This window comes from Hymenobacter convexus, assembly GCF_030580955.1.
Taxonomy (GTDB): domain Bacteria; phylum Bacteroidota; class Bacteroidia; order Cytophagales; family Hymenobacteraceae; genus Hymenobacter.
In genome coordinates this window covers 125203-138486 of the sequence record NZ_JAUQON010000016.1, presented here as the reverse complement: position 1 = coordinate 138486, position 13284 = coordinate 125203, and the positions used below count along the sequence as shown (strand labels likewise).

11 protein-coding genes are annotated in these 13284 nt (G+C 64.1%); all 11 read left to right on the top strand.

Features of this window, described 5'->3' with window-relative positions; all coding sequences use genetic code 11:
* The coding region (locus Q4S41_RS23795) for a TolC family protein (protein WP_305033620.1) at positions 1–657 on the top strand (657 nt) is incomplete at its 5' end.
* A complete protein-coding gene (locus Q4S41_RS23790) occupies positions 657–1268 on the top strand; it encodes a hypothetical protein (protein WP_305033619.1) in 612 nt (203 codons plus the stop codon). The genes Q4S41_RS23795 and Q4S41_RS23790, both read left to right, overlap by 1 nt.
* On the top strand, positions 1252–2400 hold the full coding sequence (locus Q4S41_RS23785) for an efflux RND transporter periplasmic adaptor subunit (RefSeq protein WP_305033618.1): 1149 nt from the start codon (positions 1252–1254) through the stop codon (positions 2398–2400). Before Q4S41_RS23790 ends, Q4S41_RS23785 begins: the two co-directional genes overlap by 17 nt.
* Before the next feature lie 3 nt (positions 2401–2403).
* Positions 2404–5625: an efflux RND transporter permease subunit gene (locus Q4S41_RS23780; RefSeq protein WP_305033617.1), complete on the top strand. Its 3222-nt coding sequence runs from the start codon at positions 2404–2406 to the stop codon at positions 5623–5625.
* A gap of 10 nt (positions 5626–5635) precedes the next feature.
* Positions 5636–6229, top strand: a complete 594-nt coding sequence (locus Q4S41_RS23775; RefSeq protein WP_305033616.1) for a helix-turn-helix transcriptional regulator — start codon at positions 5636–5638, stop codon at positions 6227–6229.
* A gap of 310 nt (positions 6230–6539) precedes the next feature.
* Positions 6540–7067 carry a TSUP family transporter gene (locus tag Q4S41_RS23770; protein WP_305033614.1) on the top strand — a complete coding sequence of 176 codons (528 nt, stop codon included), beginning with the start codon at positions 6540–6542 and terminating at the stop codon, positions 7065–7067.
* A gap of 12 nt (positions 7068–7079) precedes the next feature.
* Positions 7080–9530, top strand: coding sequence for a TonB-dependent receptor domain-containing protein (locus Q4S41_RS23765; protein ID WP_305033613.1), 2451 nt, complete (start codon positions 7080–7082; stop codon positions 9528–9530).
* A gap of 760 nt (positions 9531–10290) precedes the next feature.
* Positions 10291–11316 (top strand): hypothetical protein, encoded by a 1026-nt coding sequence (locus tag Q4S41_RS23760; RefSeq protein WP_305033612.1) that lies wholly within the window; start codon positions 10291–10293, stop codon positions 11314–11316.
* Between the two features lie 61 nt (positions 11317–11377).
* The gene (locus Q4S41_RS23755; protein ID WP_305033611.1) at positions 11378–11719 is read left to right on the top strand and encodes a four-helix bundle copper-binding protein; all 342 of its coding nucleotides are present in this window, start codon (positions 11378–11380) and stop codon (positions 11717–11719) included.
* Between the two features lie 136 nt (positions 11720–11855).
* Positions 11856–12065 (top strand): heavy-metal-associated domain-containing protein, encoded by a 210-nt coding sequence (locus tag Q4S41_RS23750; RefSeq protein ID WP_196294796.1) that lies wholly within the window; start codon positions 11856–11858, stop codon positions 12063–12065.
* 120 nt (positions 12066–12185) lie between these two features.
* Positions 12186–13235: a DUF2231 domain-containing protein gene (locus Q4S41_RS23745; protein WP_369811350.1), complete on the top strand. Its 1050-nt coding sequence runs from the start codon at positions 12186–12188 to the stop codon at positions 13233–13235.
* Positions 13236–13284: the final 49 nt, after the last annotated feature.

The following is a 13284-nucleotide window of genomic DNA, read 5'->3' as shown; positions in this document are numbered from 1 at the left end:
CAGCGGCGGCTGGGCCTGCTGCTCGGGCAGCCGGAAGCCAACCTCACGGCCGATACTGACCTGCGCCAGACCGGCCCCGAGCTGGCCCGCGCCGGCGCGGAGCTGCTGGGCACGCTGCCCACGCAGGACAGCGCCGCCGTGGCCCTGAGCCCCACGCTGGCCTACTACGGCCAGAACGTGGCGCTGAGCCAGTCGGGCATCAGCCTGGTGCGGGCGCGGCGCACCCCGGCCCTGACGCTGGGCTATCAGAACCAGGCCTACGGCGACTCGCCCTACCGCTACCGCTTCCAGTTCGGCGTGTCGGTGCCCATCTGGTTCTGGACCTACCGCTCCCAGCTGCAAGCAGCCACGGCGCGCAGCAAGGCCGCGCAGGCCCAGCTGCAGGTGCAGCGCCTCGACCTGGGCACCCAGTACCAGCAGGCGGTGGCCGACACGCGCAAGTTCGCCGCCTCGCTGACCTACTACGAGCAGACCGGCCTGCCCCAGTCGCGGGCCATCATCAGCCAGTCGCAGCGCCTGTTCAAGGCCGGCGAAATCAGCTACCTCGTGCTGATTCAAAGCCTGAACCAGGCCTTTACCATTCAGAATACCTACCTGACCACCATCCGCGACTACCGTCAGGCCATCGTTGCACTTAACTACCTGCGGGGACAATAATGAAGAATCTCCTCCTGCTTTTGCTGGCCCTGCTGCTGGCCACCGGGGCCCGCGCCCATGGCGGCGAAGACCACGGCGACGCGGCCAAGCCCTCGGCCGGGGCAGTGGCCACCACTTTCTCGGTAGCCGCCCTGTCCGAAAGCTTCGAGCTGCTGCTGCGCTTCGAGCCCCTGAAAAAAGGCGAAGACGCCGACATGCGGCTGTTTGTATCGGACTACGCCACCAACGCGCCCATCAAGGGGGCCAAGCTGACGGTGACCTGCCCGGAAGCGGCCGACCTGAAATTCTCGGTATCTGAAAAGTCGCCGGGGGCCTACCTGGTCGAGGGCACGTTCCCGGCCAATAAGAAATACAGCCTGGCCGTGAACATCGTGGCCGGCGACAAGGCCGATTTGATGCTGCTCTCCGGCATCGAAGTCGGCAAGCTGCTGCCCGTGGCGGCGGCCCCGGCCACTGCCGCCGCGCCCCTCATCGGCTCTTGGAAAACCGTGCTGCTGCTCTTCGGGGCCTTCGCGCTGGGCATTGCCGCCACCGCCCTGGTTATGCGCCGCCGTCGCCCGGTAGCTGCCGTCCCCACTTCAACGCCCGCTGTTTATGAAAACCACGCATAAGTTTCTCGCCGCCACGGCCGCCCTCGGGCTGGCCTTTTCCGTGCTGCTGCCCCCGCCCGCCGCGCTGTGGGCGCACGGTGGCGAAGACCACGGCGACGCGGCCCACGCTTCCAGCGGTGTGGCCATGACCGATGCCGTGGCGTTGCCCAAGGAAAGCCAGTTCCTGTTCGGGGTGCGCACGGCCCTGGCCGGCTACTCCGATACCTATAACCGGCTGACCCTCTACGGCACCGTGGCCTCGGCCGCCGGGGGCGAAGGCCGGGTGGTGGTGCCCCAGACCGGGCGCATCGTGAGCCTCGCGGCCACGGTGGGCCAGCCGGTGCGCGCCGGGCAGGTGCTGGCCGTCATTGACCAGACCCTGGACGCGACCCAGCAAATCGGCCTCAGCACCGAGCGGGCCAACGCCCAGGCCGAGCTGCGGGCCGCCCAGCAGGACTACGCCCGCCTGCAAACCATCGCCGACATCGCGGCCCGCAAGGACGTGGTTGCCGCCGAGCTGCGCCTGCGCCAGGCCCGCCAGAACGCGGGCATTCTCAACGGGCAGGCCAGCAACCGCCGCGTCACGATTACCTCGCCCATCAGCGGCACGGTGGACGTGTTTACCCTCGCCGTGGGCCAGCAGGTGACGCAGGGCGACGAGCTGTTTCGGGTGCTCAACCCCGGCAAGCTGCGGGTGGAAGCCCAGGTGTTTGCCCAGGACTTGGACAAGATTCCAGAAGGAGCCCAGTTTCAGGTGGAAGGCCTGCAGGGGCAGTCCGGCAGCGCCCCGGCCCGGCTGGTGGTGTTCAGCAACGTGGTGAACCCGGTGAACCAGGCCCGCCAGCTGGTGCTCGAGCTCGACCCCACCGGCACTAATCTGTTCCGCGCCGGCCAGGCCGTGAACGTGCAGGTGCTGGGCCGCAGCGGCGGCGGCAAAAAGCAGCTGGTGGTGCCCACTTCGGCCCTGACCGACCTGAACGGCAAGCCCGTGGTCTTCGTGCACACCGACCCCGAAACCTTCAAAATCCGCTACGTGCAGCCCGGTGCGGCTAACGGCGAGCAGACGGTGCTGCTGGCCGGCGACGTGAACGAAAACGACCGGGTGGTGAGCGTGGGCACCTACCAGCTCAAATCCATCTACCTGAACCAATAAGGGATGCTCGATAAAATCATCCGTTTTGCCCTGCAAAACCGCCTGCTCATGCTGGCCTTTGCCGCGGGCCTGCTCATTGCGGGCACCTACACGGCGCGCCAGCTGCCCGTGGACGTGCTGCCCGACCTGGACCGCCCCCGCGTGACCGTGTTCCTGGAAGCGGCTGGCATGGCCCCCGAGGAAGTAGAAGCGCTGGTGACGCTGCCCGTGGAAACGGCCCTGAACGGGGCCACCGGGGTAGCGGCCGTGCGCTCCAACTCGGCCATCGGCCTGGGCATGGTGTTCGTGGAGTTCGACTACGGCACCGACATCTTCACCGCCCGCCAGATTGTGGCCGAGAAGCTGCAGACCGTGAGCGGGCAGCTGCCCACCGGCATCACGCCGGTGCTGGGCCCCATTTCCTCGGTGATGGGCCAGATTATGCTCGTGGGCCTCTCGGGGGGCCAGCAGACCAACGCGGCCGACCTACGCACGCTGGCCAACTACACCGTGCGCCAGCGCCTGCTCAGCATTCCCGGCGTGGCCCAGGTCATCCCCATCGGCGGCGACAACCTGCAGTACCAGGTGCTGCTGGACATGCCCCGCCTGAACGCCACGGGCCTGACCGTGACGCAGGTGGAGGAAGCCCTGCGCCGCTCCAACCTCAACACCACCGGCAACTTCTTCGACCGCAACGGCTCGGAGGTACTCATTCGCAACCTGGGCCGGCTGCGCTCGGTGGCCGACATCGAGAACATCATCGTCGGCTACCGGCAAGGCTCGCCCATCAGCGTGAAGCAGGTGGCCAACGTGGCCTTCGGGGCCCGCTTCAAGCGCGGCGACGGTAGCGTGAACGGCAAGCCCGCCGTCATTCTGAGCATCGAAAAGCAGCCGGGTACCGCCACCGTGGGCCTGACCCAGGCCGTGGAAAAGGCGCTGGTCGAGCTGAAGCCCTCGCTGCCGAAGGACGTGCAGGTGAACACCCGCCTGTTCAAGCAGGCCGATTTTATCGAGTCGTCGATTACCAACGTGGAGGAGGCCCTGCGCGACGGGGCCATTCTGGTGGTCATCGTGCTGTTCGCCTTCCTGCTGAACGTGCGCACCACCTTTATCTCACTGGTGGCCATTCCGCTCTCGCTGCTGGTCACGGCGCTGGTATTCCGCGTGGCGGGCATCAGCATCAACACCATGACGCTGGGCGGGCTGGCCATCGCCATCGGCGAACTGGTCGATGACGCCATCGTGGACGTGGAAAACGTGTTCCGGCGCCTGCGCGAAAACCAGCACCTGCCGCAGCCCAAACCGGCCTTGCAGGTGATTTACGCGGCCTCCTCGGAGGTGCGCAACTCCATCGTGTACGCCACCATCATCGTGGTGCTGGTGTTCCTGCCGCTTTTCGCGCTCGAAGGCATGGAGGGGCGCATTTTTGCCCCGCTGGGCATCGCCTACATCACCAGCATCGTGGCCTCGCTGTTCGTGTCACTCACCATCACGCCGGTGCTCTGCTACTACCTGCTGCCCAAAATGAAGCAGATTCGGGCGGCCGAGCAGGAAGGCGGGCTGGTGCGCTGGCTTAAGCGCAAGGATACCAGCCTGCTGGGCTGGGGCCTGGCCCACCCGAAAATGGTGCTCACGGTTACCGGGCTGCTGTTTGCGCTGGCGGCCTCCCTGGTGCCCTTCTTCGGCACCGAGTTTCTGCCGCCCTTTAACGAGGGCTCGCTCACGGTCAATTTCTCGGCCCCGGCCGGCACCTCGCTCACCGAGTCTAACAAGCTGGGCACGCTGGGGGAGGAGCAGATTTTGCAGCTACCCGAAGTGGCCTACACTGCCCGCCGCACCGGCCGCGCCGAGCTGGACGAACACGCCGAGTCGGTCAACAACTCGGAAATCGAGGTGGCCTTCAAAACGCCCGAAGAGCTGAAACAAGAGGGGAAAAAGATGCGCAGTCGGGAGGAAATCCTGGCCGACCTGCGCCAGCGCCTGGGCCTCATTACCGGCGTCAATGTCAACATCGGCCAGCCCATCAGCCACCGCCTCGACCACCTGCTGAGCGGAGTGCGGGCGCAGGTGGCCATCAAGGTATTCGGCAACGACCTGCTGGAGCTGCGCCGCTACGCCAACGAAATCCGCACGGCGGCCGGTGCGGTACCCGGCGTGGTGGACCTGCAGGTGGAAAAGCAGGTGCAGATTCCGCAGCTGCTGGTGCGCCCCCGCGACGCCGCCCTGCGCGCCTACGGCCTGGAGCGGGGCCAGGTGGTGGCCACGCTGGAAACCCTGTTTCAGGGCGACGTGGTGTCGCAGATGCTCGACGGCCAGAAACGGTTTGACCTCATCGTGAAGCTACCCGAAGCCCAGCGTAACGACATCGCCACCATTGCCCAGACCCGCATTGAAACCCCGTCCGGGGCGCTGATTCCGGTAAGCCAGGTCGCTGACGTGAGCTACGAGCCCGGCCCGAACACCGTCAACCACGAAAACACCCAGCGCCGCATCACCGTCTCGATGAACGTGGCCGGCCGCGACCTAGGCTCCACCGTCAAAGAGGTGCAGACCCGCATCAACCAGCAGGTGAAGCTGCCGGCGGGCTACTACTTGACCTACGGCGGGCAGTTCGAGAGCCAGCAGTCGGCCTCGCAGAAGATTCTCTGGCTGAGCTTGTTCTCGCTGGCCGGCATCTTCCTGGTGCTGTTCTCGCACTTCAAGTCGGGGCTGATGGTGGGCCAGATTATGCTCAACATCCCGCTGGCCCTCATCGGCTCGGTGGTGGCCGTGCTGCTCACCGGCGGCACCTTCAGCATTGCCTCGCTGGTGGGCTTCATCACGCTCACCGGCATTGCCTCGCGCAACGGCATCATGATGATTTCGCACTACATCCACCTGGTGCAGCACGAGGGCGAGAAGTTCAGCAAGGAGATGATAATCCGGGGCTCGCTCGAACGCCTGGTGCCCGTGCTGATGACGGCCCTGGTGGCCGCGCTGGCCCTGGTGCCACTCACGCTGGCCAAGGACGCGCCGGGCAAGGAAATCCTCTACCCGGTGGCCACCGTCATCCTCGGCGGCCTGCTCAGCTCCACCTTCCTCGACATCATCGTCACGCCGGTCGTCTTCTGGCTTTTCGGCGAAAAGGCCCTGGCCCAGTACCAGTGCGGGCACCACGAGGTCAGCCTCGATGCTCACCCGCAGGAGCTGGATGCCCAGCCCCTGACCCCGCCCGCCGACCTGAATCCGGTGCAGCCGGCCGTCTAAGCTTCTCGCCATGTCTCTCCCTTCACTCTCCCTGCCTAACGATGCCGGCTGTGTGCTTTACATCAAGCACATGGTCTGCTCGCGCGGTATTCGGGTGGTGCGGCGGGAGCTGGAAAGCCTGGGGCTGCGGGTGCTCGACGTGCGGCTGGGTGCGGCAACGGTAGCGAGTACGGCCGGGCAGCTGGACTGGGAGCGTATTCGCCATGCGCTGGCCGCTGCCGGCTTTGCGCTGCTCGAAAGCCCCGCGCAGGCGCTGGTTGACCGGGTGAAGCAGGCCGTGGCCGGGCTGCTGCGACGTCCCGTCACGCTGCGGCACCGTGAATTTATTCCCGCTCTGGCCTTAGAATTGGGCCTGGATAGCCGCCGCCTGCACGCGGCCTTCGCCCAGCTGCCCGGCCACGAAAGCCTCATCAGCTACATCACCGGCCAGCGGCTGGCCTACGCGCAGGAATTGCTGCAGACTTCCCGGCTCGACATCGGGCGCATTGCCCGGCAGCTGGGCTACGGCAGCCTGGCGCACTTCTCCGGCCAGTTCCGGCGGTTTGCGCAGTGCTCACCTTCGGCCTACCGGCAGCAGCTGGAAATGAGTGTTGTCAAACAATAGCCCGCCGCTACCCACTGGCTTTAGGGGCAGAGATTGTTAAGAGATTGTTAGTTGAAGGACTGACGGTATTCACCTGGCCGCGGGTGATGAACTGCCGGTCGTAGAACCGCACGCAGTAGTTGAGAAACAGCGACTTCCTCGTGCACCACGACGTGAAGCCGGCCGTGAATCAGGTGCAAACCCACTCCTACCACCAGCAGGTGGAGGCGCAACAGTTCATGGTCGACAACGGCGTACAGATGGAGGCCTGGGGGCCGTTTGCCGAGGGCAGGAATGATACCAAGGCATTGCCAGCAAGCACCAGAAAACGGTGGCGCAAGTGGTACTGCGCTGGCTCACGCAGCGCGGCGTGCTGGTCATCCCCTTGGCCTTCCTCGGCGGCTTCCTGAACCTGCCGGCCGACCTGTTTCGGGTGGTGGTGGGCCGGATTCTGCTGCGGCCGGCCCCCAACACGGCGCTGGGGCCGCCGTCGCGCCTGGTGGCCCTGGCCGTGGGCGGCGGCCTGGGCCTGCTCTCAGGCTTGAGGGGGACGGACGGCGGCATCTTCCTGACACCCTTATTTATGCACCAGCGCTGGGCTCCGGCCAGGCAAACTGCTGCCGTGGCGGCGGTGTTCATCCTGGTCAATTCCCTGGCCGGGCTGCTGGGCAGTCTGGGTGGAGCCCACGTTGCCGGGGCGCGGCTGCTCCCGTCTTATGCCCCCTGGCTGGCCCTGGCGGCCATTAGTGGCGGGGCGGCCGGCTCCTACTTTGGGAGCCGCTGGTTTGCTTACAACGTTATCACCCTACTCTTGGCAGCGGTACTCTTTATCGCGGGGGCCAAGCTAATTTTGACCTGATTTCAGGCCCTTATGCACCAGCACTACGCACATCTACGGCTACTCGGCTTATTGCTAAGCCTGCTAGGGCTATCTGTACCGCGACTGGCGGCGCAGGGTCTTACGCTCCGCGGGCTCGTGCTCGACAGCACGGGCCATCACCCCGTGCCGTATGCCACCGTCGCGGTGTGGCGGCGGGATTCGGTGCTGCTCACCGGCACCACCACCGACGAGGCGGGCGCGTTCACGGTGTCCAATCTGGTGGCCCGTGACCTGGTACTACGGGTGCAGTTAGTCGGCTATCGGTCCGCCCGGCAGGTGCTGCGGGTACCGGCCGGGCAGGTGCAGGCTTCGGTCCCCGTCATCTACCTGCGCCGCGATGAGGTCGCCCTGCGCGAAGTCGTGGTGCAGGGGGAGCGCGAAAACCAGGCCGTGCAGCTGGGCAAGCAGGTATTCACGGCCAAGCAGTTTCAGAATACAACCGGGGGCACCGGCCTGGACCTGGTACAGCGCCTGCCCGCCGTGGCCGTTAACTCGGACGGGGCGGTGACGCTGCGCGGCTCGGAGAACTTTCAGGTGCTCCTCAACGGCAAGCCCACCACCCGCACCCCGGCCGACGTGCTGGCCCAGCTGGCCGCCAACCAGGTGGAACGGGTGGAAATCCTGACCTCGCCCTCCGCCCGCTACGACGGCGACGGCAAAGGCGGCATTATCAATATCATTACCAAGCAGGAAATAGCCGCCGGCTGGAGCCTGACCAGCAACGGCCTCTTCGCTGGGGCCAGCCTGCCCCGCTTCGGGGGAGATGCCACCCTGACTTACACGGCCTCGCGCTGGAGCGCCTACGTGGCGGGCGACTACCGGCGCTACGATGTGAATGGCTTCCGGGGTGGCGTGGTCCGCACCCTGTACCGCGACACGCTGACCTACCTGCCCTCCGGGGGGGCCCGCAACCTGCACGACGAGCAGTACGCCGCCCGCCTGGGGGCGAGTTTCACCCCGGACGCCCGCTCGGCCTTTACGGTCGGCTACTACCTGGGCTACAAGCAGAACGACCGGCTGGCCCTGCTCCACTACGCCGACTATTACCGGCCCACCGGCCCGCTTTACCTGGACGCGGACGCCTTCGGGCCGCCCGCCCGGCGCTTCTACAACCAGAACCTGTTCAGCCGCACCGGCTCGTTTCAAACCCTGAACGCCGACTACACCCGCACGCTGGCGGGGGGCGGCAAGCTGACGCTGCTCGGCATCTACGAGTACTCGGTGCTGGGCGGGCCGCTGCGCAACGCCGACCAGACGGAAGATACCGGGCTGGTTACCCTGCAAGAGCGCTCCGACGAGCGCAGTCCCCTTACGGCCTGGCGCGGGCAGGCCGACTGGGTGCAGCCTTTGCCCCATCAGCAGCGCCTCGAAGCCGGCTACCAGTACCGGCGGGTGCAGCACGACGGCACCTTCACCTTTGAGCGGCAAAACCAGCAAACGGGCGCGTGGGTCACCGACCCCGCTTTTGCCGACGCGCTGGCCCTGACCCAGCAGATACACGGCGGCTACGTGCAGTGGGCGGGCGAAGTCAAGCAGGTGTCCTACACGGCCGGCCTGCGCCTGGAATCTACCCGCCGCACGCTGACCCACCAGGCCGAAGCGACGCCCTACGACTACCAGGCGCTCAACCTTTTCCCCACGTTGCAAGGGCTGTGGAAGATAGCGCCGGCTCACACGCTGCGCGGGGGCTACAGCCGGCGCATCGACCGGCCCAGCACCAAAGCCCTCTCCCCGTTTCGCAACCACCGGCACGCCGAAGCCATCGAGCTGGGCGACCCCACCCTGCGGCCCGAGCTGACGGACGTGCTCGATGCCTCCTATACGCACACGGGCGAAACCCTCACGCTCACGGCCACGGCCTACGCCAACCGCACCCAGGACCGTATTTTTCGGGTTAACGCCCCCTACAGCCGCACCATCCTGCTGCGCACCTATACCAACGCCGGCACGGCCACCTCGCTCGGCGGCGAGTTCTCCGGCGAGTGGAAGGCGCGGACTTGGTGGCGCTTCTACGGGGCGGCCAACGTGTACCGCTTCCACATCGGGGGCACCTACCTGGGCCAGCCCGTGCAGCAGCAGAGCCTCAATTATACCCTCAACGCCAACACCACCCTGGACCTGGGCAAGCGGGTGCATTTGCAGTACGACGTGTCCTACGTTTCGCGCACGGCCACCTCGCAGGGCTTCGACACGGGCCTGCTGCTTTCCAATGCCGGCCTGCGCGCCACGGTCTGGCACAACCAGGCCACGCTGGGGCTGCAACTCACTAACGTGTTCAACTCCAACACGCAGACCATCACCACCGAAGGCCCGACCTTCTACAGCGCCACCGAGTACCGCAAGTACGACCGCATCCTGCAACTCACCTGCGGCCTGCGCGTGAACGACACGGGCAAGAAAGCCAAGACGGCCAAAACCGAGTACGGCGAAAAGGACTTTTAGCCGCCGACCGCTCCCGTCCCTGTTTCCACAAGCCGCTATATTTGCGGTAATAGCACGCTTACAGCCTTGGTTAAAAGCCTGGTACAAAGGTTAAACGGGAGAGCACATCGGCCGGCCCAAGCGGCTCGATGCCGAGAACCTGAGCAAAGTCAAGAAGGCGCTGGACAAGGGCCCGTCCGTGACTGAAACCGTGGAGCTGACCGGTATCAGCCACTCCAGCGTCGAACGCTACCGTAAGTATCTACAGGCCTCCTTGAGCCACTAGCCCAAGCAGCCGAAGAGGCTTAGCGTAATTTTATCCCCCCGCTGCTATAAGAAGGCCAGGACCGGTACGAACATAACCGAGTGAGTCCAGTGGGGATACAGCCCTGCGGCTATATAATTAGGTAATAACGCCACCAAAAAGGGGAGGTAAGCCAAGTACTGCACTGGGCTACCTACCCTTTTTGCCTATGCCAAGCTTATACACTTGGGCCGACGCTGGGAGCCTCCCGAGTTCCAGGCTTTCACCAAGTACTGACTGAGTTTTCAGCGGGAATAGGTCAGGGCAGCCACCGCCCCAGAAGCTGGCAGCGTAATGCTGGCGACCGTACAAAGCTTAGAGAACCTTAATGGCAACTGTTTACTTCAACAATGGATTTTCCTGGAGGCAATGGTGCGGTGAAGCCCAGCGTACGGTATCCTGCGTTTGCTGAGAGGGTTTCACTTAGCCAAAGATTGAGCGCGCTACCTTGCCAGCGATACACTCCCGAGAAGCACTATGGCTAAAATAACCGCCGCTCATCTGGCAATCCAGGCCTTTGCGCTGCTCCAGGAAAATACGCCGGCGGCGGATGTTAAAGCCACGCTGGCTATTGACGAGAGCACCATGTGGAGCAAAGTAAGCGCGCTGGTGTATGAAAAAGCCAAAGTGGAGGCCCGGCAGGAGCGCGATAAAGATGCCCGTCGGCCCCACGTTTCTGCTACCTCTAACGCCGAAATAACGGACCTGCTGGCGTTGAATGAGCAGCTGGCCGGCTATGCCCTATTGGCCCCGCCTACCATAACAGTGGCCGAGTTTAAAAAAATCGGCCAGCTTGCCGCCGGGCTACCGGCTTCCGAGTCCGCTATCCTGGCCTACCTGGACAGCATCATCACCTCCCCTAAGATGTGCGCCATTCTAAAGCAAGGGTTTGAATATTCCCCAGCTTTTCAGTCATTTACCTCCTTGGTGGATGCGGCCATCAGCGCGTACTATCAGGAGAATTATGTCAGCGCTTTTCTCACGCTGGTTCCCGTGGTCGAGGGGCTGATTCTACGCTGGAATGGGTTTGACGGCACCGGCCCCGAACCCAAGCCAGAATTTGAGGCTATCCGCAAGTTTGTGGGCAACTCCTACCTGCGTCAGCCAAACCCCGGCAATGTGCTCTTTCACGACGTGTACGTGAAAGCCAGTCAGGCTATTCTGAATAAGCACTTGTACCTGAATTCGGAAACTGGCTCGGCCTACGCAAATTTCAGTCGGCACCTGGCCGCCCATTTGCTCAGCAACGAAGCTTTCGCGACGCAGCCCAACTGCGTCCGGCTGTTTATTCTGCTCGATGCCCTGCTCAAGGTTCATAACTATGAAACCAAGCCCGCCAAAGACCCGCGGTTCCATGTGGATGAACCGCTGCTGCAACGGGACGTGTTGCGCTACCAGCTATTAATTGCGCAGCAGCGCATGTTTCGGAAGGCGCTTGAGCAATTTTTCCCGGCAGCGCCAAATGATGCAAGCCAGGAGCCAATTGATGTAAAACCAGGCTAAGCACGGCGGGTATAAGCAGGAGTAGCTTCGGCTTACTCCCATCCACTTTAACGCTTTACCCATGCACGCCCAAAACCAATCCCTCCTCGACGCCCTCAACGCCTGCATCGCCGCCTGTGAGCACTGCGCCACCGCCTGCCTGCAGGAAGACGATGTGAAGATGATGGCCCGCTGTATCAGCCTTGACCGTGACTGCGCCGACGTGTGCGCCCTGACCGCCCGGCTGGTAGCCCGCGGCTCGGAACATGCCGCGCACCTGTTGCGCGAGTGCGCCGAAGTCTGCAAGGCCTGTGGCGACGAGTGCGAAAAGCACGGTGCCCACATGCAACACTGCAAGGAGTGCGCCGAGGCCTGCCGCCGCTGCGAAGAAGCCTGCCGCGCCGGCCTCAGCGTAGCCGCCTAAGCTCGCTGCTGATGGCGGGGGACGGGAAATCATGCAAGCCCCCTGCGCAATTCTGTACCCCGGTGGTGCCACCTTGGCCGCAGCTTTGCGTGTTGTATTTGCACGAACCCGGTGTGGGTTCTTAACTCAACTCGTCATGAAAACGCTTCAATTCAAAACCAACATCAACTGCGGTGGCTGCATCAAGGCCGTCACGCCCACCCTCAACGAGCAGGCCGGAGCCGGCAACTGGCAGGTCGATACGGCCAACCCCGACAAGATTCTGACCGTGACCTCGGACAAGCTCACGCCGGAGGAAGTCGTGCAGGCCGTCGAGCAGGCCGGCTTTAAGATAGCTGCTGCGTAAACAGCCTTTGCTCTCTTCAAAACGCCCGGCTTATGTCGGGCGTTTTTGTTGGGGCTGGGGTTGCCGGGCAGCACTCGCCAGCCCGAACTGCCCTTATTTACCCTACCTAACTGCCTGACTATGTTTTCAGATTTCCCCAACTTACACCCCCTGGTCGTGCACGTCCCCATCGTGCTCATCCTGTTGGGGGCAGCCCTGCAAGCGGTTCTGGTTTTCAAAGATTGGGAGCAGGTTCGCTGGGGCACACTGCTCATACTGGCCGGCGGTTTTGCGGGGGCGCTGGCCGCCAGCACCACGTTTCACGCCATGCCTACGGGCCTGGCTCCACGGGCGGCGGCCGTGTTTGCGGCCCACGAGAAGTTTGCAGGCTACACGCTGTGGCTCTCGGGCATCACGCTGCTGCTGCGCGGCATCGGGCAATTCTTTAAGATTCAGCGCCGCGCCTACGAAATCCTGGTGCTCGGGTTTGCGTTGGCGGCGGCCGGTGTGCTGTCGGTGGCTGGCCACCGGGGCGCGCAGCTGGTGTACGTGGAAGGGGTGGGGCCGCAGGGCCACCTGGTGTCGAAGCACCACGGCCACGACGACGAGGAAGGCGCAATGCCCGGCATGGAGATGGAAACCGACGGTCAATCCGCCAAATTGGAAGCGGATAACCACCCTGAAAACCCCGCGCTTGGCCACCAGCCTCCGGCTGGAAAGCCCAACTCGGCCGATATGGCGGGCATGGATATGAGCAGCCCTAAGCCGGCGCGCCCGGTGGCCGAATCGGAGAAAATGGCCGACATGCCCGGCATGCAGATGTCCGCCCCCAAATCCGCGTCAAAGATGCCTCCAGGCATGAAAATGAATCATTCGGCCAGTCCGAATCAGCGGGAGGAGATGCCCGGGATGGCCAGTATGCCAGGTATGAACAGCCAACCGGCGGGGGCGAAAAAGCCCGGCAAGGCGCAAGCCGGGATGGAAGGAATGGCGGATATGCCGGGTATGAAAATGCCCGCGGCGCAGCCCGCGCCGACCACGGGCAACATGGCCGATATGCCCGGCATGGAAAAGGGCCAGGCCATGCCCGCGACGGGTTCGATGCCCGGCATGACGATGCCCAACCCCCTGGACAAGTTCCGCTTCAAGGACAACAACCCGGCCCGGAACCAACCGACGCCCAAGCAATAGCCCTCATGAGATTTCTGGTTTTACTCGCCTTCCTAACTACTGCTCTTGG

What these genes read in the sequence shown, in the direction of transcription:
- Q4S41_RS23790 (WP_305033619.1), top strand. Translation starts at nt 657, where the DNA reads ATGAAGAATCTCCTCCTGCTTTTGCTGGCCCTGCTGCTGGCCACCGGG.
- Q4S41_RS23785 (WP_305033618.1), top strand. Translation starts at nt 1,252, where the DNA reads ATGAAAACCACGCATAAGTTTCTCGCCGCCACGGCCGCCCTCGGGCTG.
- Q4S41_RS23780 (WP_305033617.1), top strand. Translation starts at nt 2,404, where the DNA reads ATGCTCGATAAAATCATCCGTTTTGCCCTGCAAAACCGCCTGCTCATG.
- Q4S41_RS23775 (WP_305033616.1), top strand. Translation starts at nt 5,636, where the DNA reads ATGTCTCTCCCTTCACTCTCCCTGCCTAACGATGCCGGCTGTGTGCTT.
- Q4S41_RS23765 (WP_305033613.1), top strand. Translation starts at nt 7,080, where the DNA reads ATGCACCAGCACTACGCACATCTACGGCTACTCGGCTTATTGCTAAGC.
- Q4S41_RS23760 (WP_305033612.1), top strand. Translation starts at nt 10,291, where the DNA reads ATGGCTAAAATAACCGCCGCTCATCTGGCAATCCAGGCCTTTGCGCTG.
- Q4S41_RS23755 (WP_305033611.1), top strand. Translation starts at nt 11,378, where the DNA reads ATGCACGCCCAAAACCAATCCCTCCTCGACGCCCTCAACGCCTGCATC.
- Q4S41_RS23750 (WP_196294796.1), top strand. Translation starts at nt 11,856, where the DNA reads ATGAAAACGCTTCAATTCAAAACCAACATCAACTGCGGTGGCTGCATC.
- Q4S41_RS23745 (WP_369811350.1), top strand. Translation starts at nt 12,186, where the DNA reads ATGTTTTCAGATTTCCCCAACTTACACCCCCTGGTCGTGCACGTCCCC.